Below are 18995 nucleotides of genomic sequence, written 5' to 3'. Positions count from 1 at the left end.
CGCAAGGGGCGGCCCTTTTAATTTTTAACGGAGTTTGCCTCATGGCCCAAGCGCCAAAGGAACAACCCAAGCCGCTCATGCCGCATGCGACCGCCACTTGGCTGGTCGATCACACCGGTTTGTCGTTTGAACAGATCGCTGAATTTTGCGGCCTGCATATTCTTGAAGTTCAAGCGATGGCTGATGATCTTGCGGGCAGCAAGTACACTGGCCGCGACCCGGTTCACGCCGGTGAGCTGAACCAGGAAGAGATTGACAAGGGTCAGGCGGACGCCAATTACGCATTGGTGATGCAGAAGGCTCCGGTTGAAGTGACCCGGACCAAGGGCCCGCGTTACACCCCGGTGTCGAAGCGTCAGGATAAGCCTGATGGCATCGCCTGGATCCTGCGCAGCCACCCTGAGGTGTCCGATGCGCAAATCTCAAAATTGATTGGGACGACTCGCAACACGATCGGCGCGATTAAAGAGCGTTCGCACTGGAACATTCAGAACATTCAGCCGAAAGATCCCGTGACCCTGGGCCTGTGTTCGCAGCGTGAGCTTGACGCGGTTGTTGCGAAAGCGGCCAAGCGTGCTGGCGTGGTTGCGGAAGAAGTGCCAACCGATGGCGATGATCGCAGCGATAAGGAAAAGCTCATCGAAGAGCTGCGCGCAGAGCGCGACGCCAATGTCAAAGCTGCCGCAGAGGCCGCGCAAGAAGCCGAAGCGGAAGCGTGGCTGGCGGCAAAGCGCGAAGCGGAAGAGAACGGCGACGTTGCGGAGACCGTTCCTGGCTACGCAGAAGAGCCAGCGGCTGAGCCGGAAGCAGAGCCTGCTCCCGCAGCCGAGGACGAAGAGACCAAGGACGACTGATCCCGCGCCATTTGGCGTTTCAGTTCAAGCCATAATGAAAGGCCGCCTGCAGGATCACCTGCGTGGCGGCCTTTTCGTATTCGCGTCACCTTTCGTGCAGCAGCGACCAAAATGGTTCAAAAAGATACTCCGCGGCGCGCAGAATCGCTTGTGACTTGCGATTGGATACGTCATGCTACTGACATGAATGTCAATAACGCGCCGTATCACCATCCCACCCCATGGGATTCGCAATTTGAGCTGATGAGCCTGCCGGACTTGCTCGAACGCTCAGTCCGCAGCGATCCCGGCGCGCCTTTGCTTCATTTTCTCGGCCGCACGTTCTCCTATCGAGAGATTTTTACTGAGGCTCAGCGGTTCGCGGCTGGCCTTCAAGCGATGGGTATCGAAAAGGGAGACCGAGTCGGCCTGTTTCTGCCCAACGTTCCGATCTACGCCTCGGCCTATTATGGGGCGATGATGGCGGGCGCGATCGTCGTGAACTTCTCGCCGCTTTATTCGGTTGAAGAACTCGCGTGGCAGGTTGAGGATTCGGGCACTCGCGCTCTAGTGACGCTGGGCGTTCCAGAACTTTATGAGACCGCCTCCAAAGTGCTCAGCGGCTCCAAGCTTGAAACGCTGATCGTTGGTTCGCTGCCCGATATGCTGCCCGGACTGAAGAGCTTCGCGCTAAAGACCCTTGGCCGCAGTAAACTCGCGAAAGTCCAATTCAGCGCCAATGTGAAAAGCTGGGCCGAAACGCTCGGTGATTGGGATTGGAGCGGTTGGGAAGCGGGGGCGGCATCTAGCCTGCCCGCGATTGACGCAGGCGAAGACCTGGCGCTGCTGCAATACACTGGCGGCACAACCGGGCGGCCCAAAGGCGCAATGCTGGGCCATGCGCAGCTTGTGAAGAACGCTCAGCAAGTTGCCGCGATCAACCCTTTCGGCAAAGGCTCTGATGAGGTATTCATGGGCGCGCTCCCGTTCTTCCATGTCTTTGCCAACACAGCCTTGCTCAACCACGCGGTTGCGAGCGGCGCCTCGATTGCAATCGTGCCTCGGTTTGAGACCAAGCAGGTGCTGCAAACGATCCAGAAATATAAGACCACCGGCTTTCCCGGCGTCCCAACCATGTTTCAGGCGCTGCTCGACCATCCTGATCTTGCGAAGACCGATGTGTCCTCGCTCAAGGTCTGCATTTCCGGCGGCGCGCCGATGCCCGCCCCGGTCCACGCTAAGTTCGAAGAGGTCACCGGCGTGCGCCTGGTCGAGGGTTACGGCCTCACAGAAAGCTCCGGCGTTGTCTCGGTCAATCCCTATGCGGGCACGCGCAAGCGCGGGACCATCGGCCAGGTTGTGGCAGGCACAGAAATCCTGCTGCTCGACAAAGAAGACCCGGCAATGCTCGCGCCAGCGGGCGAACCCGGCGAACTCGCCATTGCCGGTCCGCAGATCATGCGCGGCTATTGGAACCGGCCAGAGGCGGCGGCAGATGTTTTCATCGAGCATAATGGCAAGCAATGGCTGCGCACCGGCGATGTCGCGACCTTCGACGAGGACGGGTTCCTGCAGATCGTCGACCGGATCAAGGATATGATCGCGGTTGGCGGGTTTAAGGTGTTCCCGAGCCAGGTCGAAGACGTGATCCTTGAAAACGATGCGGTGAAGGAAGCGCTCGTGATCGGCATGCCTGACGACTATAAAGGCGAGGTGCCGCGCGCCTTTGTGACCTTGGCGGACACGGGCGCTGATGCGGAGAAAACTGCGGCGGAATTGCGCGATTGGCTAAATGGCCGGATCGGCAAGCACGAGCGGGTCGACCAAATTGTCATCCGCGATGAGCTGCCCAAGACGATGATTGGCAAGCTCGACCGCAAGGCTTTGCGGGCCGAAGTAATTACCTGAGCCCGCACGCCCAGCGAACGCGATCCCACTTTAGTTCTACCCAAACAAAAAGGCCCCGGAAAATCCGAGGCCTCTTGCAATGCTTTGAGTGTGTCGCTGCTCGCTATTGCGCGATCTTCAGCTGCGGCTCTTCATCGCCATTTGGCTTCGCGCCGCTTGCTTTGGGAGCAGCTGGCTTCACCTCAGGCTTGCGCCGATCGTTTGGGGCAAAACGGCCATCAACCTGAGCGCCTTGCTCGATGGTCAGCGCATCATAGTGCACGTCGCCTTCGATTTGCGCGCTCTTCAGGATCACCAATTCGCGAACATTGATCGAGCCCGTTACGCGGCCGGAAAGGCGCGCGGTCTCTGCCATGATCCCGCCGGTCACCAGCGAGGTTTCGCCTTGAACCAGTGAGGTGCACTTAATGTCGCCTTCGACCGAACCATCAACGTGCAGGTCGGCAGAGGCGGAAACATTCCCTTTGATCGAAACGTCAGAACCGATCACCGAGAAAGTTGAAGAATTGGATGGCATGGATTTTCCTCGGGGCTTGTCTTGGGGGTTAGTTTGAGGCGGTGCGGGCTGGTTCGGCTCCGCGGGCTTCTTTGAGAACATCGGGGGCGGTCTCCAGGAAAGGGCGCGGGTTTACCGCGCGGTCATTGATACGCACTTCAAAGTGCAGATGCGGTCCGGTCGAACGGCCAGTGCTGCCGATTGCGCCGATGGTTTCGCCAGCGGCAACTTGCTCGCCTTCGGCCGCGTCAAACCGCGACATGTGAGCATAGCGCGTCATCACGCCATTGCCATGGTTTACTTCGACGACTTTGCCATAGCCAGACTTGCGGCCCACAAATGTGACGACGCCTTTGGCGGCTGAGAAGATCGGCGTTCCGGTTGGACCTTTGAAATCCAGCCCGCCGTGCATCGCGCCGCCGCCATTAAACGGATCGCGGCGATAGCCAAAGCCGGATGAAACCGTCGTCTTCGAAAGATCGGTTGGCGTGAACTGCGGCACAGATTCGAGCCCGCGCTCCAGCGCCGCCATGCGGGCGAGGCTGAGACCGAGGCGCTCAAAGCGCGGATCGATACTGCCATCAGCAGAGGTCGCGAGAATCTCCAGCGGACCACCAACGGCTGACATGTCGGCGCTTTCCACCATGGATTTGGGGTCAAAGCCGAGCTTGCGCAGCGCACTCTCAGCGCGCTTGGCGCGGTCATCGGCAAAGCGGGTCACCCGCTCCACATAGGCGAGCTGCCGCGCTTCGATTTTGGCCAGAGATGCCGCTTCAGGGAACGATGCGCTGACCTTTTCGATCATCTCCGCGGTTTCGGTGGTCGAATCGGTCACGGTGCCGCTGGTGTCTTTCACATCAGCTGGCAGTGCTTCAGTCATTTGCTCAATGAAATTCTGCCGTGCGGTCAAATCTTCCGCAACAGCGCTGAGATCGTCACCATAAGTGTCCAACCGCTCCTGCGCTGTGGCCACTTTTGCTGCATTTTCGAGGAGAGAGAGCCGGTCTGCGTCTGCTTGATACTTAGACCACGCCATCGCCCCCATCGTCACCGCCCAGCCGACAACGAGCACGACGATGGTCGCCGCTGCAATTTTCTGCATGCGCGATGTGAATGTGATGAAGCGAACCTGACCCTGCGAGCGCATAAAAAACTCACGGTCAGGAAACCACTTCTCCAGCTGGTCACGCCAGCTGGCGGTGGAACCTTCTTTTAGCAAGGCGAACCCTTTTTTCTCTCTGCCCCAACTTGATTGATGGCGGCGCTACCAAGCGGGGTGCCTCAGGTCGAATCCAAAGGTTAACGGGCCGGGCGAAGTGTGAACATAACGCGATGAAGCGTTCATCTGAGCGAAATATGCCCGATAGGCGGGGATTTTCTGAGGGTTTTCGCTTAGGGATTGATGCTGAGAGAATCGCCCAATTTGGCCGATTTTGCGCCTTTTAGACGCCCGATTCGCTGCGCGACCGATCATGGCGTCATCGGGACTGACAGCGCTGTTTCGCGGTGCTATTGCCGTCAGATTATGACTGCAATTTCTCCCACTTTGCCTCAGCAAGCCAGCGCTGCTGAGATCGTCACAGAGCTGGCCCATTCGGCCCGCGCGGCCCAACGTCAGCTTGCCTCCATGCCGAGCGAAGCGCGCGCCGCCGCGCTGCATCATGCAGCAGATCAATTGCGCCGTGACGTCAGCGCAATTCTGGAGGCGAATGCGAAGGATCTGGCTGCTGGGAAGTCCGCCGGACTGCCTGGGGCCATGCTTGACCGGCTGGCGCTGGATGAGGCGCGAATTGAAGGCATTGCGGCCGGGGTGGATGCGGTTGCGCGCCTGTCTGATCCAGTGGGCCAGATTATCGACACCAGCGAGCGGCCCAACGGGCTGAAGCTGTCGCGGATACGCGTGCCGATTGGCGTCATTGGGCTGATCTACGAGAGCCGTCCCAACGTGACCGCTGATGCGGCGGCGCTGTGCGTGCGGGCTGGCAATGCCGCCCTGATGCGCGGTGGGAGCGAGGCAGTTCATTCGAATCACGCGATCCATGCCGCAATGACGTCAGGCCTGGTCCAAGCCGGCGTGCCCGCGGCGTGCGTGCAGATCATGCCGACCCAAGACCGGGCCATGGTTGGCGCGATGCTTACAGCCAGCGGGCTGATCGACATGATAGTGCCGCGCGGCGGCAAGGGGCTAGTCGCGCGGGTTCAGGCCGATGCGCGCGTCCCAGTGCTCGCCCATCTTGATGGCATTTGTCACACCTATGTTCACGCGGACGCAGACCCCGCAATGGCGCAAGATATTGTTCTTAATGCAAAAATGCGGCGCACGGGGATCTGCGGCGCGATGGAGACGCTGCTGATCGACGCGCGCTTCCCTAAAGCGGCAGAGCTGGTCAAAGCTTTGCTTGCCTCAGGCTGCGAAGTGCGCGGCGATGGCCGGGCGCAGAGCCTTGATCCTCGTGTCGAGCCCGCTGGACCAGAAGATTGGGACACGGAATATCTCGACGCAGTCGTCTCCGCCGCAATCGTCGACAATATGGGCGAGGCGCTGGCGCATATTGCCGCGCATTCGAGCGCGCACACCGATGCGATCATCACCGAAGATCAGTCAGCGGCAGAGCGGTTTTTTGCCAGCGTCGACAGCGCGATTGTGATGCACAATGCCTCCTCGCAATTTGCCGATGGGGCGGAATTTGGCCTGGGCGCAGAGATAGGCATTGCGACCGGGCGGCTGCATGCTCGCGGGCCCGTCGCGCTAGAGGGGTTGACCACGTACAAATGGCTGGTGCGCGGCACTGGCCAAGCGCGGCCTTAAGCCAATCGCACGCGTCATGCAGAGAGGCCTGCGAACGGGGCTGCTGGGAGGCAGTTTCAATCCTGCGCATGGCGGGCACCGGCGAATCACCCTGTTTACGATGGATGCGCTGGGCCTTGATGAGGCCTGGTGGCTGGTTTCGCCCGGCAATCCGCTAAAGCCGCGCAAGGGCATGGCGCCGTTGTCGGCCCGCGTCCAATCGGCGCAAAAGCAGGCGCGCCGCGCGCGGATTGTGCCCACCGCTATCGAACAACAGCTCGGCACGCGCTTCACGCTCGATACTCTGCGCGCGCTCAAACGCCGCTATCCCAAGCGCGAGTTTATTTGGCTGATGGGGTCGGACAATCTAGCGCAATTCCACCGGTGGAAGGCCTGGCGCGATATAGTGCGCACAATGCCGATTGCGGTGATCGCAAGGCCCGGCTATACCGGTCAGGCTATGGCGAGCCCCGCTATGGCCTGGCTCAGGCGCTACCGAGTGCCCGCCGCCAGCTTTCAAAAACGGGGGCGATGGAGCGCACCTGCACTGGTGTTATTGCGTTTCGATCCTGACACGCGTTCGGCCACGGCAATTCGCCGTGCCAATGCGGATTGGGCGGAGCAATATTCGCAGACAGGCGTGCGAGACCGGCTGACGTTCAGACGGATTCAGACATCGGAGGGAGTATGAGGCGCATATTCAGCGTTTCAAATCCTGCATTTACCCACCCCAGTATCTGGAGTTCTATGGTCGCCTATGAATCAGGCACAAACTTCCGCGTCCAATGCCAATGTGGCCCCGCCAGCAGGCGGAGCAGCTGATATGGCTAGCCATGAATTGCACGATTTGGTGATGCGTCAGCTGGACGATGATCAGGCGCAAGAAATCGTCTCGATCCCGCTTGAAGGCAAGAGCTCGATTGCCGATCACATGGTGATCGCATCGGGTCGCTCGACCCGGCAAGTGGCTGCTATCGCTCAGAAATTGGCTGAAACGGTCAAGCAGGCCGGGCATGGCCCGGTGCGCATTGAAGGACTGCCAGCGGCCGATTGGGTGCTGGTCGATGTCGGTGATGTGGTGGTGCACCTGTTCCGCCCCGAAGTGCGCAGTTTCTACAACCTAGAGCGGATGTGGGCGTTCGACGGCGAAGTCGGCATGGGTAAGGCTTAGTTTTCTAGCCTCAAGCGCCAGCGGCGGCATCCGCCGCCTCGGCTATCCTCGCTCACGCGATCAAAGATCGCATCGCTGCGGGCGGCCACTTGGCCTTGCGGCCCGCTACACGGGCCGGACCAGTTCAACATCGCAGCGAACCGGACCAGCGCTAGCAAATGGAGTTCTGACCATTCTCCTTCACGTCATCGCTCGCGGTAAGATCGCTCGTTCGCCCGAGGCAGAGCTGGTTGCGCGCTATGAGAAGCGGCTGACGTGGCCGGTCAAACTCACCGAATTGCCAGAAACCGGCGGGAAAATTCCTGATCCTCAGGCGCCGCTAAAGACCGTGCTGCTTGATGAGCGCGGCAAAACCATGAGCTCGGAAGAGTTCGCCGCGCTGCTTGGCCGCTGGCGCGATGACGGCATTCGCGAGGCCCGCTTTGTGCTGGGCGCGGCGGATGGGCACAGCCGCGAAGAGCGCGCTGAGGCCGATTTGTTGCTCGCGTTTGGCCCCGCAACATGGCCGCATTTGCTCGCCCGCGCGATGCTGATGGAGCAGCTCTACCGTGCCTCCACCATTCTTGCAGGTCACCCCTATCATCGCTCGTAATGATCGGGCAAAAGGGCGGGCATGAAGAGGCAAATCCTAGCTACCGCAGGCGCTATGACCCTGGCGATTGCGGGCTTTGCAGCGCTTGTCCCTGATGGCAATGCTCAGCGCGATATTGCGCTGCTCGATCCGGCTGAAGCGCGCCAGCAATTGGCCCGCGCTCAGCATGCGGCGGCGGATGCGCAAAAACGCGCCGCTGAACTAACCGAAAGAGCTGAAAACTCTGCGCTGGCCGCAGAAAAGACCGCGAGCGAGGCGGCGGCCTTGGCGGCGCAGGTCCAGCAATCCGAGGCAGAGATTGCAGCGGCTCAGGCGCGCTATTCCTTGGCTCAAACGCGCCGCGCAGAGCTTGGCGCACGCCTGGCGGAGCGGCAAGAGCCGCTGGTCCGTCTAACCGGCGCGCTGCAAGCGTTATCGCGCAGACCGCTCGCGCTTGCGGCGCTGCAACCCGGCTCCTTGCGCGAAACTGTCTATGTGCGCGCGGTTCTCGACAGCGCGGTCCCTCAAGTGCGCGCTCGCACCGCCGCCTTGCGCAGCGATCTGGACGAAGGCCGCGCTCTAGAGGATCAGGCGCGCGAATCGCTCGCTGATCTGCGCGGCAGCGAAGGCGCGTTGCAGGAGCGCAGAGCTGCGCTGACGCAGTTGGAAGCAAGCCAGCGACAAGCGTCCAGCGAAGCCCGCGCCATTGCTGCGCGCGAGAATGAACGCGCTCTCGCTTTGGCTGAAGATGCGCGCGATCTCGATGGACTGATCGGAGAACTCGGCAATGCGAGCGAATTGCGCCGTGAGCTAGCGTCTTTGTCCGGGCCGGTCCTGCGGCCTGCTCAGCCAAGTGCATCACAAGTGTCGATCGAGCCTTCGCCCACCCCGTCACAGGCCGCGAATGAAGTGATCCCGCCAGCGGATTTTCAGCTTCCGGTTCAAGGCCGCACAGTCGCTGGATTTGGCGCTCTCAGAGATAGCGGGTCGCGCAGCACCGGTGTGGTGATTGCGCCAGCTTCCGGGGCCCAAGTGATCGCGCCTGCGGCTGGCCGTGTGGCGTTCTCCGGGCCCTATCGCGGGTTCGGGCGAATCGTCATTATTGAGCATGAAAATGGCTGGACCAGCCTCGTCACAGGGCTCGCCACCAGCGATGCGGAGGTTGGCGATCAGCTCGTCAGCGGCAGTCCGTTGGGGGTTGCCGCCAGTCAGGATCCGGCCATTACAATTGAGCTTCGCCGCGCTGGAAAGCCAGTTAACCCGCTGCAATTCCTTTAGAAATTAGGGCGCGTCTGCCGGTCCAAGTGCCGCTTCCCAGATACCGGGCCTCACGCAAAACGACCCACTCTGATGCACAAAACTCATGTGGTCGCTCTCATCTGGCATTCAGACAGTTTGCGCGATACACATGGCATATTACGCTAGAGGAGCCCTGCGTGCCCAAGAAGTTTATCGCATTGCTGCAAAGTGCAGCGCTCGTGACCACCATCGCGCTTATCCCGACCGCCACGGCCAGCATGGCCCAAGTGGAAGGCCGCGCCGGTCCGGAATTTTCGAAATTGTTCGCCACCTATCAACGGATCAAGGCGAGTTATGTCGAGGATGTCGAGGACGAGGTTTTGGTTCGCGGTGCGATTGATGGGATGCTGGCGGCGCTTGATCCGCATTCCGCCTATCTCGATGGCAGCAGCCTGCAGCGCCTCAACACCATGATTGACGGCAATTACTCCGGTCTTGGCCTGTCTGTGGTGATGGAAGACGGCGCAGTGAAGGTGATCTCGCCATTCCGCGGCAGCCCTGCAGAAGAAGCGGGCATTAAGGCAGGCGACTTCATCACGCACCTCGATGGTGACCTGATTTACGGCGGCGAATTGGACGATGCCGTTGCGCGCATGCGCGGCCAGGCTGGTACTGCGATTGAGCTGACGATTTTCCGGGCAGGGCGCGAAGAGCCGCTGGAAGTATCGGTGACACGCGGCGTGATCGAGCTGGAGCCGGTTACGCATAAGCTGGAAGCAGGCAATGTCGGCGTGATTTCGGTCAACGAATTCTCCGCCGATGTCGGCCAGGACGTGTTCAACGCATGGGAAGCCATCCGAACCGAAGCGACCGGACGGGTCAGCGGCCTGATCCTTGATTTGCGCTCCAATCCGGGCGGCAGCTTGGATGAAGCAGTCGCACTGTCCGACCTGTTCCTCGATAAGGGCCGGATCGTATCGCAGCGCGGCCGGGCTCGCGGTGAAACCCTGCTGTATGATGCCGAAACCGTGTTCCGCGGCGATATGGCAGAGGGCACTCCGGTTATTGTGCTGATCGATGCGGGCTCTGCCTCGGCCTCTGAAATTGTCGCAGGCGCTTTGCAGGATCACCGCCGCGCGCTGGTGATGGGTGATCGCAGCTTTGGCAAAGGCAGCGTGCAATCGCTGTTGCCGCTGGGCCGTGACACCGCGCTTAAGCTGACCACGGCGCGTTATTACACGCCGTCGGGCCATTCGGTGCAGGAAGGCGGGATCAAGCCCGATATCACCGTGCCGCAATTGTCCGATCCGGATTACGCGCTGCGGAGCAAATATGTGACGCGTGAGAGCGATCTGCGCGGGCATTTGGTGAATGAGCTGGGCCTCAAGGACGATGAGCTTGAGGGCGATAAGATCGATGATCCGCGCTTCAAACTGACCGCTGAACAGCTGGAAGAACAGGGCGTTGAGGATTTCCAATTGCACTATGCATTGGAAACTCTGCGCCGCACGACAGCAAGTTCGGTGGCGCTGCGCGATTAAGCCGCCTAAAGCGGGCGCGTTATGGCTGATTTCTCGCGGTTAAAGGCCGCTCAAACCTTGGCACTTGCGCTCCCGGCGGGCCTGCTGGGCGGTGCTTACGTGTCGCAATATGGCTTTGACCTGTTCCCGTGCGAAATGTGCTGGTGGCAACGCTGGCCGCATTTTGCCGCGCTTGCCTTTGCCGTTCTGGGATTTTTTGCTGCGCCGAAGCGCCTTTGGCTTGGCCTTGCTGGACTGGCGGTGATCGTCTCTGGCCTGATCGGCGGATTTCATGCGGGCGTCGAATATGGCTGGTGGGAAGGCATCACCGGCTGCGCGACCATTCCCTCGGGGCCGGGAGCTGCGGCTTCGGTCATGGACACCAGCACGCCGCTGGTGCGCTGTGATGTCGCGCCGTGGAGCCTGTTTGGCGTTTCGCTGGCGGGTTGGAATTTCCTCTTTTCATGTCTCGGTGGGATCACCATCTTGGGACTGGCAGCCAAGCAGGAGCGAGCATGAAACGCGAAGACATCCACCGCATGATCCGGGTTGATCAGGCCGGCGAATTCGGCGCGACGCGGATCTATGAAGGCCAGCTGGCCGTGATGGGTGATCGCGGACCGCACAGCCAGGAAATCGCGCATATGGCCGAGCAAGAGAAGGTCCACCGCGAGAAATTCGATGCGCTTATGGCAAAGCGCGGTGTGCGCCCAACCGCGCTGCAACCGTTTTGGTCGATGGCGGGCTATGCCTTGGGCGCGGGCACAGCTTTGCTCGGCCCAGAGGCGGCAATGGCCTGCACCGCGGCGGTCGAAACCGAGATCGACAAGCATTACTCGGATCAGCTTGACGCGCTGGAGGCCGACAATGCCGACCCAGAGCTGGCTGAAATGATTGAGAAATTCCGCGAGGAAGAGCGCGAGCATCACGATGCAGCGATTGCCCACGGCGCGGAAAAAGCGCCCGCTTACGGCCTGCTCTCAGGCGCGATCCGCCTGGGTTGCCGCGCCGCGATCAAGATCAGCGAGCGGATTTAGCCCCGCGCGCCTGCTGCGCCGCGACCCTCTTCAGCCATGGTTCACGGGTGATGGTGTGATATAGCGTTCAGAAATTCATGTGAGGAACATCCGATGACGTCGCTGCCCCGTAAGACCCTGATCGCCAGTCTCGCGCTCGGCGCCTCTGCCATGCTTGCCGCCGCGCCTGCCTCGGCTCAGGAAGACGAGGCGCTGCCTGATGATGTGCAAACCGCCTATGTTTACGGCGATGATGACGCCCCGCCTTGCCCTGAAGGTACAATTTGCGTGATTGCGCGCCTGCCGGAAGATGACCGGTTCCGCATTCCGCGCGGCTTTGCGCTTTTCGGATAACCCCAAAAACACGGCATGGTCTCGTCGGGTTGAAAGCCTTGAATTGGTTGGCGCTTTTGGCACCCTCTCGTGCGATCCAGCGGGTGCAGGCGGACTGACCGGTTGCACGCAGCAGCTGATCAACGACGCCTATAAGGACCGGGCCGAAGGTCAGGATGTCCGCTTTAGCGAGCTGATCGAGCAAGCGCGCCAAGAGCGCCTGTCCAACATCGATGTCGATGCCGCCGCTGAACAGCGCCGGGTCGAACAGATCGAGCGCGAATATCTGGAGCGGCTCGAGCGAGAACGCTCGCAGGCGCTGCCAGGCGAAGACGGCCCGCCTGCTTTGACCGAGCCAGAGCCAGCCGACGCGGCAGAGCCTGCTGAGACACCCGCTGAGGAAGCGCCGCAGGGCTGAGTTTTGGGGCCGCGCGGCTAGCGCGCTGGCACCTTAAATCTTGTAATAGTCGCGATACCAATCGACGAACTGCTTAACGCCGTCACGCACATCCGTTTGCGGCACGTATCCAGTCAGTTCTTTCAGCAAGGTTGCGTCGGCCCAGGTCGCGGGAACATCGCCCTTTTGCATCGGCATGAAGTTCTTGACTGCCTTACGCCCGCACGCGCTCTCAATCGCCTCGACGAAGTCCATCAGGCGAACCTTGTCATTGTTGCCGATGTTGACGACCCGGTAGGGGGCGGCTGGTGACAGGCTGTCGTAGTCAGCGATGTCCTGTGGAGTTTCCGGCCGGATTGGTACGGCATCGATCAGTAGCCGGATTCCGCGCACCAAGTCTGAAACAAAGGTGAAGTCACGGTACATGTCGCCATTGTTGTAAATGTCGATCGGGGTGCCCTCTAGGATCCCCTTGGTGAACTTGAACAGCGCCATATCCGGCCGTCCCCACGGCCCATAGACCGTGAAGAAACGGAACATGGTCGTCGGTAGGTTCCACAGGTGGGCGTAAGAATGGCCCATGCTTTCATTGGCTTTTTTCGTAGCGGCATAAAAGGTCAGCGGCGTGTCGACCTTCTCGCGCTCATCAAAAGGCATGTCCTCATTTGCCCCGTACACAGAGCTGGTGGAGGCCATCAGCAGGTGGTCAACCTCAAGTTCGCGCGCGATTTCCATCACATTGAACGTGCCCGTGACGTTCGCGTCCAAATAGGCGCGCGGGTTTTCCAGACTGTAGCGAACGCCAGCTTGCGCCGCGAGGTGCACAATCGCATCCGGCTGCTCTTTCATCGCCAATTCGCGCAACGTGTCGAAGTCTTCCAGCATCCCCACTTTGCAGCTGAAGTGCTGATTTTGCAGCAGCATCTGATGCCGCCGCTCTTTAATGCGCACATCATAATAATCGGTCATCGCGTCATATCCGACCACCGCGAAGCCTTCCTCCAGCAACAGGTTTGAAAGGTGGAAGCCAATGAAGCCGGCGGTGCCGGTAATGAGAATTTTGCGCATGATACTTGGTCCCTAGGCCTCGATTGCAGCCATCTAGAAAAGAATGGACTATGCAGCAAAGCTGGGTAACGCAATTACCCGGAACTTGGAGACCTTTTTCAGTGCACCTCATTTTTCGTGTCGATGGTGATGTTCAGATTGGGGCGGGACACCTCTATCGGTGTTTGACTTTGGCCAATGCGATGAAGGCGGCTGGGCACTCTTGCGTATTTCTTTGCTCTCGAGTGCCGGATGGCTTCGGCGAAAAGCTGACGGAGGCTTACCATCGTCTGCATCTTATTCAGTCGGATGTGATTGGGGCAGATCTCACTTACGGGTGGGAGAATAATCCAGCAGTTCATGCTGACCAGCTCGCGGACTGGGAGGCTTGTCAAAATGCACTGTCCGAAATTTCAGTCGATCTGGTAGTCGTAGACCATTATTTGCTCGATCAGACGTGGGAGAGCCAGTGGGTGGGCGTTCCGTTGATGGTTATAGATGATCTTGCCAATCGGGAACACGAATCTACGGTCCTCCTAAATCAGAATCTTGGTCGCGAAGCTGAAGAGTATCTAGGTCAGATTCCTACAGACTGTCGTCTTCTGATGGGACCCTCCTATGCATTGTTAAGGCCAGAATTTGCAAAAGCGCGTGCCCAAGCCAAACAAAAAAGGTCTCAAGCTGAGGAGGTTGGCAACATTCTGGTCAATTTCGGAGCTGCTGATGCTGGCGGTCTGACCTTGCCGACAGTTCAGCATTTGACGAAACTCGATTGCAAGGCCCAAATCACCATTGTTTGTGGCTCAAACTCGGCTGAACTTGCGCAGTTGTCGGCGTTAGTTGAAGCTCATGTCAACGTTGAGCTAGTGTTGGACTCGCGGGATATGGCCAACCAAATGCTGAGAGCGGACCTCGCTGTAGGTGCTCCCGGTGCGACAAGTTGGGAGCGCTGCGCGCTGGGCTTGCCGAGCATTCTCGTAGCAGTGGCTGACAATCAGAAGGAAATTCTGGAGGAGTTGTCGAAAAGTGGTACGGCCATCGCCGCAGCCAATCCAGTGGAGGCGGCGAAAGCCGCAATTGATCTCGCTGGTAATTTTTCGAAATGGCGTCAGATGACTGAGCTCGCATTCGATCTATGCGATGGACGGGGCGTGCAAAGAGCAATAGATGCGCTGGCAGAGATTATTTTAGCCAAACGACAGGCACAATCCCGATGAAAGTCACCATTTTATGCTCTGATGTAGCGCATCCAATTTATCCGTACCTCGTCGGTTGGAGAGCGGCTCGAAGTGACGAAGTGACTTTGGTCAACGAACTCTCTCAAGTCGAGCAAGGTGATATTCTTTTCCTGATCTCGTGCCAAAATATCGTTGGACCTGATATTCGTGCTCGCTTTGCCCACACGTTGGTGGTTCATGCGAGCGATCTGCCAAAAGGACGCGGCTGGTCGCCTCTGGTGCACGAGATATTGCAAGGTTCGAAGCGCATTTGTGTTAGCTTGCTTGAAGCTGAAGATGTCGTGGATTCCGGCGCTATTTGGGAAAAGCGCTGGATTGAGTTTGATGGAAACGAAGTTCACGACGAAATCCATGCCTCTTTGTCGGTGGCAACCCTAGGGTTAATGGATTTTGCTATCGAGCAAACCAAGCTGACGCCTACGCCAAGCCAACAGGTTGGTGAACCAAGTTTTTGGCCCAAACGAACGCCAGCAGACAGCCGCGTTTCAGCGTCAGATCGTATTGAAGATGTGTTTGATCTTCTGCGCATCGCCGATAGTCAAAGGTACCCAGTTCATTTTGACTACCGCGGACGCACTTACAGTTTGGTTTTGGGTATCCACAAAGAGTAGTTTGAACGACCTTGCGCGCCTTTTCAGCGCTTAAGTAGATCGCAGACCGAGCAGGCTCGAAAGAGGCAATATTATGAATGAAGTGACAATTGATGGGCGGGCTATTGGGCCAGATCATGAGCCATATGTAATCTGCGAAGTATCAGGTAACCATAATGGCGATTATTCCCGGGCGATCAAACTGATCGAGGCTGCTGCGGCCACTGGTGCCGATGCGATAAAGATCCAATCGTATACTCCAGACACCATTACAATAGACAGCGACCGAGATGACTTTTTGATCAAAGGAACGCCGTGGGACGGCAAGACCCTTTATCAATTGTATGGCGAGGCTCAAACGCCGTTCGAGTGGCACGAAGGCTTATTCAAGAGGGCGCGCGAGCTTGGTGTGACACTATTCTCAAGCCCGTTTGACGAAACCGCGGTTGATCTTCTGGATGACCTTGGAGCTCCAGCCTTCAAGATTGCCTCATTCGAAGCCATCGACTTGCCCTTGATCCGCTACACTGCGGCCAAGGGCAAGCCCATGATCATTTCGACCGGCATGGCTAATCTGAGCGAAATTCACGAGGCCGTTCGGGCTGCGCGCGAAGGTGGGTGCAAGGATCTGATATTGCTGCATTGCGTCAGCTCGTATCCTGCTCCTGATGAGCAGACCAATCTGCGCACCTTACCGCATTTGGGCGAAGCGTTTGATTGCGTCGCTGGCTTGTCTGACCACACTATGGGCAGTGCCGTCGCGGTTGCATCCATCGCTCTCGGAGCGTCGGTGATCGAGAAACACTTCACTCTGGCCCGCGCAGATGGCGGCCCAGACGCTGATTTTAGTTTAGAACCAGATGAGTTCTCAAGCCTGGTGACAGATTGCAAGCGCGCATGGGTCGCGCTCGGCGATGTCGCTTACAGCTTAAAGGGTGCAGAGGAAGGGTCTGCCCAATTCCGGCGATCCCTTTACGTCGTCAAAGATGTTGAAGAGGGGGGCGTTCTGTCTGCACAAAACATCAGATCGATCCGACCCGGCTTCGGTATGTCACCAAAGCATCTTGATGCGGTCTTGGGCTCCAAAGCCAGCAGGGTTCTAAAAAGAGGCGAGCCGTTGAGTTGGGATATGGTTGCCTCATCCAACTAAGTGCAAAGTGGTGCTTGGCTTCGATGGCTGGTTTAATCCGCTTGTTTGATGGGCTGAGTTTGGTAATGACGCGCGCATCAGGAGAGGGTGACCATCGTCTAAGGTTCGGTCACTGGGAGTCGTACTACAAATGACTAAAAGGGTGTTCGATGTGGCGCTGGCATTGACGCTCTTGGTTTGCCTTGCCCCGGTCTTGCTTATCGTATCTTGCGCGATCGCGTTCTCGCTTGGCCTGCCCGTTATCTTTGTGCAGCGAAGGTCAGGATTGGCGGGCAAACCATTCAATATGTTCAAGTTTCGCACGATGACAAATGAAGTCGATGCGAGCGGCAAGCTGCTTCCTAATGCCGAGCGTATGACAAAGCTTGGAAATTTCTTGCGTGCGACGAGCTTGGACGAGCTTCCGGAATTGATCAACATACTGCTAGGAGAGATGAGTCTTGTTGGCCCTCGACCGCTGCTTCCAGCATATGATGAATTGTATTCCGATGAGCATGCCAGGCGCTTGGATGTTCGACCTGGTCTTACAGGCTGGGCGCAAGTCAATGGTCGTAGCTCCAGTAACTGGGCAAGCCGGTTCGACTTGGACGTTTGGTATACGGACAACCAAAGCCTGCTTTTGGATCTGAAAATATTGTTTTTAACGGTCGGTAAGGTGCTTTCCCGCTCCGACGTAACGACACCCGATCAGAACGAGCGCTTCAAAGGCTATGATGAATGAATAGCAGCAAAATACGTGTCCTGGTGACTTGTGCTGGAAGCGGCGTCGCGCAATCTGTAATTGACTCCCTGCGGTATTACAAAGAAACTTACTTTGTTGTGACCTCAGATCAGGGCCGTCTGAAATACTCGGTTCCTGATTGTGATGCGTTTGTGGATTTGCCGCAGATTTCAGATGCCGGCTATGCAGCCGCTGCGATCGATGTCTGCGAGCGTCTTGCAATTGATGTACTTGTACCCGGTCACGATCTTGAATTGGAATTGTTTTCGCGTGAGCGCGATCAATTTAACGCTATTGGCACTGAGGTAGCTGTTAGTGGCCCTGCCTTAACCAAATTGCTCCGTAACAAGCTTGATTGGGCAAGGGCGTTTCGTAAGAAAACGAAGGTTATCGCCCCATCGTATTCTGTTGACGAAGTGAGAAAAGGTGCGGCAGACGGCGAGTTTCCTATGATTGCGAAACCTGCTGGCGGATCGGCATCTTCCGGTCTACATATCTTGCACTCGGTGGACGATGCAGAAGGTTTGCCCGATGATCTAGTGGTCCAGGCTTTTCTCTATCCGAAACGATCTGCGCCAGAATTCGAAGCAGTGCAAAGTGCTGTTAAAGCTGGCAAAGTCGTCCAAATATCTGAAGTCTCTGTGCAATTGGTGTATTCCCATAAGGGTGCGTTGATTGGACGCTTCGCTTCGCTCAATCGTTTAAAGGGAGGGGTGCCCGTCGAAATTGTGCCGATCGAAGATGAGGGCTTATGGGCGGCCGTCAAAGAGATCGAAGATGTGCTTGCGGATATGGATCCGGTCGGACCCATTAACATTCAGGGTCGAATAACTGACGAGGGCGTCAGATTCTTTGAAATGAACCCTCGTTTTACTGGAATTACTGGGAACCGAGCGCAGTTTGGCTTCAATGAAGTTGACGCGGTTTGCAAAGATCTGACTCGCCAAAATGTGCCTGAATTGAAAGTGAGTCTCTCGAAGGTTGGCGTCCGCCAGGTGGCTTGCAGAGTTTGGCCAGATGAGAGTTTTGGATTTAGGCGCTCCGCTCGTAAGCTAGCGACTGTAGCGGTCTTAGGTGGCACGAGCTGGTTGGGACGCACTTTTATTGATCGATGTGAAGGCGCTGGGCTGCAGATTGCCGTGTTGTCTCGTGCAGCCTCAGTCGAGAAGGCGAAAAGCCAATTTTCGCACCTACCATTTGTCACAGTAATAGACAGTGCTGGCCCTGATGCGATGAACTATCTGGCCTCAGCAGATGCATTGGTTAATTTGGCGTCTGCGAGGCCGCCAGATGGCGTCGACGCTATACGCTCTTCCTACGAATTCCAGGTCGATTTGATGACAAAGGCGGTTGCTTCGCAAATACCATTCATCCTGAATGTATCATCTCAGTCGATTTATGGCCCTTCCGAAAAGGCGTGGGTTGAGGGATCTGAAATCCAAACCGCTACGCCATATGCATTTTCGAAGTATGCTATTGAAACCCATCTGCGTGAGCTGAGCTTCCTTAATCCGCAAATGGCAGTTACTTCGCTTCGTGTGGCCCGGTTGTTCGGAGCGGCGGATGGCTTGCGCGACAATGAGTTCCCGCACAAATTTGTAAAAAGTGCACTCACGGGCGGGGAAATTGTCGTAACTACTCCCAATGACACGTTAGACTTGCTGGACGTCCATGATGCGTCAGAATCGATAATGCACTTTTTGCATGTCCCGCCTGAAGCCGGGTCAAAGGTCTATAATGTTGGGGCAGGACGAGGAACGACGATTAGGGAGTACGTTGATGCGGTCGGCGCAGTTAGTGAGGAGCTTGGCCTGCCTGGACCGAAGGTATCAATAAACGCGAGTGTTGGCGCGCAAATTATCAGTGGCGGCTTTATGGATTGCGGTCTAGCGCACGAGGCTGGGTGGTCACCGAGTTATTCTATTGTTAAATCAATTAGATCGCTGGTGTCACATTTCCAAAAATGACCTTCGGTTT

At 57.7% G+C, this 18995-nt stretch carries 20 protein-coding genes; 17 read left to right on the top strand and 3 right to left on the bottom strand.

The window, feature by feature from the left end:
• Positions 1 to 41: 41 nt before the first annotated feature.
• A complete protein-coding gene (locus AC0V6U_RS13905; RefSeq protein WP_472643728.1) occupies positions 42 to 854 on the top strand; it encodes a cell cycle transcriptional regulator TrcR in 813 nt (270 codons plus the stop codon).
• Between the two features lie 183 nt (positions 855 to 1037).
• Entirely contained in the window at positions 1038 to 2741 is a 1704-nt protein-coding gene (locus tag AC0V6U_RS13900; protein ID WP_472643727.1) for a long-chain-fatty-acid--CoA ligase, read from the top strand.
• A 103-nt stretch (positions 2742 to 2844) separates the two neighbouring features.
• On the opposite strand, the gene AC0V6U_RS13895 is transcribed toward AC0V6U_RS13900, so the two are convergent.
• Both AC0V6U_RS13895 and AC0V6U_RS13890 read right to left on the bottom strand, forming a co-directional pair.
• Entirely contained in the window at positions 2845 to 3258 is a 414-nt protein-coding gene (locus tag AC0V6U_RS13895; protein ID WP_472643726.1) for a bactofilin family protein, read from the bottom strand.
• 28 nt (positions 3259 to 3286) lie between these two features.
• Positions 3287 to 4456: a M23 family metallopeptidase gene (locus AC0V6U_RS13890; protein WP_472643725.1), complete on the bottom strand. Its 1170-nt coding sequence runs from the start codon at positions 4454 to 4456 to the stop codon at positions 3287 to 3289.
• A gap of 306 nt (positions 4457 to 4762) precedes the next feature.
• Here AC0V6U_RS13890 and AC0V6U_RS13885 point away from each other — a divergent pair, with 306 nt between their 5' ends.
• The 10 genes from AC0V6U_RS13885 (at position 4763) to AC0V6U_RS13840 (ending at position 12293) form a co-directional block, all read left to right on the top strand.
• Positions 4763 to 6046, top strand: coding sequence for a glutamate-5-semialdehyde dehydrogenase (locus AC0V6U_RS13885; RefSeq protein ID WP_472643724.1), 1284 nt, complete (start codon positions 4763 to 4765; stop codon positions 6044 to 6046).
• A 16-nt stretch (positions 6047 to 6062) separates the two neighbouring features.
• Positions 6063 to 6716, top strand: coding sequence for a nicotinate-nucleotide adenylyltransferase (locus AC0V6U_RS13880; protein WP_472643723.1), 654 nt, complete (start codon positions 6063 to 6065; stop codon positions 6714 to 6716).
• Positions 6717 to 6848: 132 nt separating this feature from the next.
• The gene (gene rsfS / locus AC0V6U_RS13875; RefSeq protein WP_472645775.1) at positions 6849 to 7196 is read left to right on the top strand and encodes a ribosome silencing factor; all 348 of its coding nucleotides are present in this window, start codon (positions 6849 to 6851) and stop codon (positions 7194 to 7196) included.
• 172 nt (positions 7197 to 7368) lie between these two features.
• Positions 7369 to 7788, top strand: a complete 420-nt coding sequence (locus tag AC0V6U_RS13870) for a 23S rRNA (pseudouridine(1915)-N(3))-methyltransferase RlmH (protein ID WP_472645774.1) — start codon at positions 7369 to 7371, stop codon at positions 7786 to 7788.
• Between the two features lie 21 nt (positions 7789 to 7809).
• Positions 7810 to 9045: a murein hydrolase activator EnvC family protein gene (locus AC0V6U_RS13865; RefSeq protein ID WP_486169501.1), complete on the top strand. Its 1236-nt coding sequence runs from the start codon at positions 7810 to 7812 to the stop codon at positions 9043 to 9045.
• Positions 9046 to 9203: 158 nt separating this feature from the next.
• A complete protein-coding gene (locus AC0V6U_RS13860) occupies positions 9204 to 10547 on the top strand; it encodes a S41 family peptidase (RefSeq protein WP_472643721.1) in 1344 nt (447 codons plus the stop codon).
• 21 nt (positions 10548 to 10568) lie between these two features.
• Positions 10569 to 11045, top strand: a complete 477-nt coding sequence (locus AC0V6U_RS13855; RefSeq protein WP_472643720.1) for a disulfide bond formation protein B — start codon at positions 10569 to 10571, stop codon at positions 11043 to 11045.
• Complete coding sequence (locus AC0V6U_RS13850) at positions 11042 to 11563, top strand: demethoxyubiquinone hydroxylase family protein (protein ID WP_472643719.1); 522 nt, start codon at positions 11042 to 11044, stop codon at positions 11561 to 11563. The genes AC0V6U_RS13855 and AC0V6U_RS13850 overlap by 4 nt, the downstream gene beginning before the upstream one ends.
• Before the next feature lie 93 nt (positions 11564 to 11656).
• Positions 11657 to 11896 carry a hypothetical protein gene (locus AC0V6U_RS13845; RefSeq protein WP_472643718.1) on the top strand — a complete coding sequence of 80 codons (240 nt, stop codon included), beginning with the start codon at positions 11657 to 11659 and terminating at the stop codon, positions 11894 to 11896.
• A gap of 43 nt (positions 11897 to 11939) precedes the next feature.
• A complete protein-coding gene (locus AC0V6U_RS13840) occupies positions 11940 to 12293 on the top strand; it encodes a hypothetical protein (RefSeq protein WP_486169500.1) in 354 nt (117 codons plus the stop codon).
• A 33-nt stretch (positions 12294 to 12326) separates the two neighbouring features.
• On the opposite strand, the gene AC0V6U_RS13835 is transcribed toward AC0V6U_RS13840, so the two are convergent.
• A complete protein-coding gene (locus tag AC0V6U_RS13835; RefSeq protein WP_472643716.1) occupies positions 12327 to 13340 on the bottom strand; it encodes a GDP-mannose 4,6-dehydratase in 1014 nt (337 codons plus the stop codon).
• A gap of 50 nt (positions 13341 to 13390) precedes the next feature.
• Between AC0V6U_RS13835 and pseG the strand changes: the two genes are divergently transcribed.
• The 5 genes from pseG (at position 13391) to AC0V6U_RS13810 (ending at position 18985) form a co-directional block, all read left to right on the top strand.
• On the top strand, positions 13391 to 14536 hold the full coding sequence (gene pseG, locus AC0V6U_RS13830; RefSeq protein ID WP_472643715.1) for a UDP-2,4-diacetamido-2,4,6-trideoxy-beta-L-altropyranose hydrolase: 1146 nt from the start codon (positions 13391 to 13393) through the stop codon (positions 14534 to 14536).
• Positions 14533 to 15168, top strand: a complete 636-nt coding sequence (locus tag AC0V6U_RS13825) for a formyl transferase (RefSeq protein ID WP_472643714.1) — start codon at positions 14533 to 14535, stop codon at positions 15166 to 15168. The genes pseG and AC0V6U_RS13825 overlap by 4 nt, the downstream gene beginning before the upstream one ends.
• 73 nt (positions 15169 to 15241) lie before the next feature.
• Positions 15242 to 16297 (top strand): pseudaminic acid synthase, encoded by a 1056-nt coding sequence (gene pseI / locus AC0V6U_RS13820; protein ID WP_472643713.1) that lies wholly within the window; start codon positions 15242 to 15244, stop codon positions 16295 to 16297.
• A gap of 130 nt (positions 16298 to 16427) precedes the next feature.
• Complete coding sequence (locus AC0V6U_RS13815; RefSeq protein WP_472643712.1) at positions 16428 to 17018, top strand: sugar transferase; 591 nt, start codon at positions 16428 to 16430, stop codon at positions 17016 to 17018.
• Positions 17015 to 18985, top strand: coding sequence for an NAD-dependent epimerase/dehydratase family protein (locus AC0V6U_RS13810; protein ID WP_472643711.1), 1971 nt, complete (start codon positions 17015 to 17017; stop codon positions 18983 to 18985). The genes AC0V6U_RS13815 and AC0V6U_RS13810 overlap by 4 nt, the downstream gene beginning before the upstream one ends.
• Positions 18986 to 18995 lie beyond the last annotated feature (10 nt).

Source organism: Erythrobacter sp. W36 (genome assembly GCF_057364935.1).
The sequence above is the reverse complement of the archived record's forward strand: the minus strand, read 5'-3'. Positions and strand labels throughout refer to the sequence as shown.

Bases quoted from the DNA above. Each gene is read 5' to 3' on its own strand.
- AC0V6U_RS13905 (WP_472643728.1), top strand. From the start codon at position 42: ATGGCCCAAGCGCCAAAGGAACAACCCAAGCCGCTCATGCCGCATGCG.
- AC0V6U_RS13900 (WP_472643727.1), top strand. From the start codon at position 1,038: ATGAATGTCAATAACGCGCCGTATCACCATCCCACCCCATGGGATTCG.
- AC0V6U_RS13895 (WP_472643726.1), bottom strand. From the start codon at position 3,258: ATGCCATCCAATTCTTCAACTTTCTCGGTGATCGGTTCTGACGTTTCG.
- AC0V6U_RS13885 (WP_472643724.1), top strand. From the start codon at position 4,763: ATGACTGCAATTTCTCCCACTTTGCCTCAGCAAGCCAGCGCTGCTGAG.
- AC0V6U_RS13880 (WP_472643723.1), top strand. From the start codon at position 6,063: ATGCAGAGAGGCCTGCGAACGGGGCTGCTGGGAGGCAGTTTCAATCCT.
- rsfS (WP_472645775.1), top strand. From the start codon at position 6,849: ATGGCTAGCCATGAATTGCACGATTTGGTGATGCGTCAGCTGGACGAT.
- AC0V6U_RS13865 (WP_486169501.1), top strand. From the start codon at position 7,810: ATGAAGAGGCAAATCCTAGCTACCGCAGGCGCTATGACCCTGGCGATT.
- AC0V6U_RS13855 (WP_472643720.1), top strand. From the start codon at position 10,569: ATGGCTGATTTCTCGCGGTTAAAGGCCGCTCAAACCTTGGCACTTGCG.
- AC0V6U_RS13850 (WP_472643719.1), top strand. From the start codon at position 11,042: ATGAAACGCGAAGACATCCACCGCATGATCCGGGTTGATCAGGCCGGC.
- AC0V6U_RS13845 (WP_472643718.1), top strand. From the start codon at position 11,657: ATGACGTCGCTGCCCCGTAAGACCCTGATCGCCAGTCTCGCGCTCGGC.
- AC0V6U_RS13835 (WP_472643716.1), bottom strand. From the start codon at position 13,340: ATGCGCAAAATTCTCATTACCGGCACCGCCGGCTTCATTGGCTTCCAC.
- pseG (WP_472643715.1), top strand. From the start codon at position 13,391: ATGCAGCAAAGCTGGGTAACGCAATTACCCGGAACTTGGAGACCTTTT.
- AC0V6U_RS13825 (WP_472643714.1), top strand. From the start codon at position 14,533: ATGAAAGTCACCATTTTATGCTCTGATGTAGCGCATCCAATTTATCCG.
- pseI (WP_472643713.1), top strand. From the start codon at position 15,242: ATGAATGAAGTGACAATTGATGGGCGGGCTATTGGGCCAGATCATGAG.
- AC0V6U_RS13815 (WP_472643712.1), top strand. From the start codon at position 16,428: ATGACTAAAAGGGTGTTCGATGTGGCGCTGGCATTGACGCTCTTGGTT.
- AC0V6U_RS13810 (WP_472643711.1), top strand. From the start codon at position 17,015: ATGAATAGCAGCAAAATACGTGTCCTGGTGACTTGTGCTGGAAGCGGC.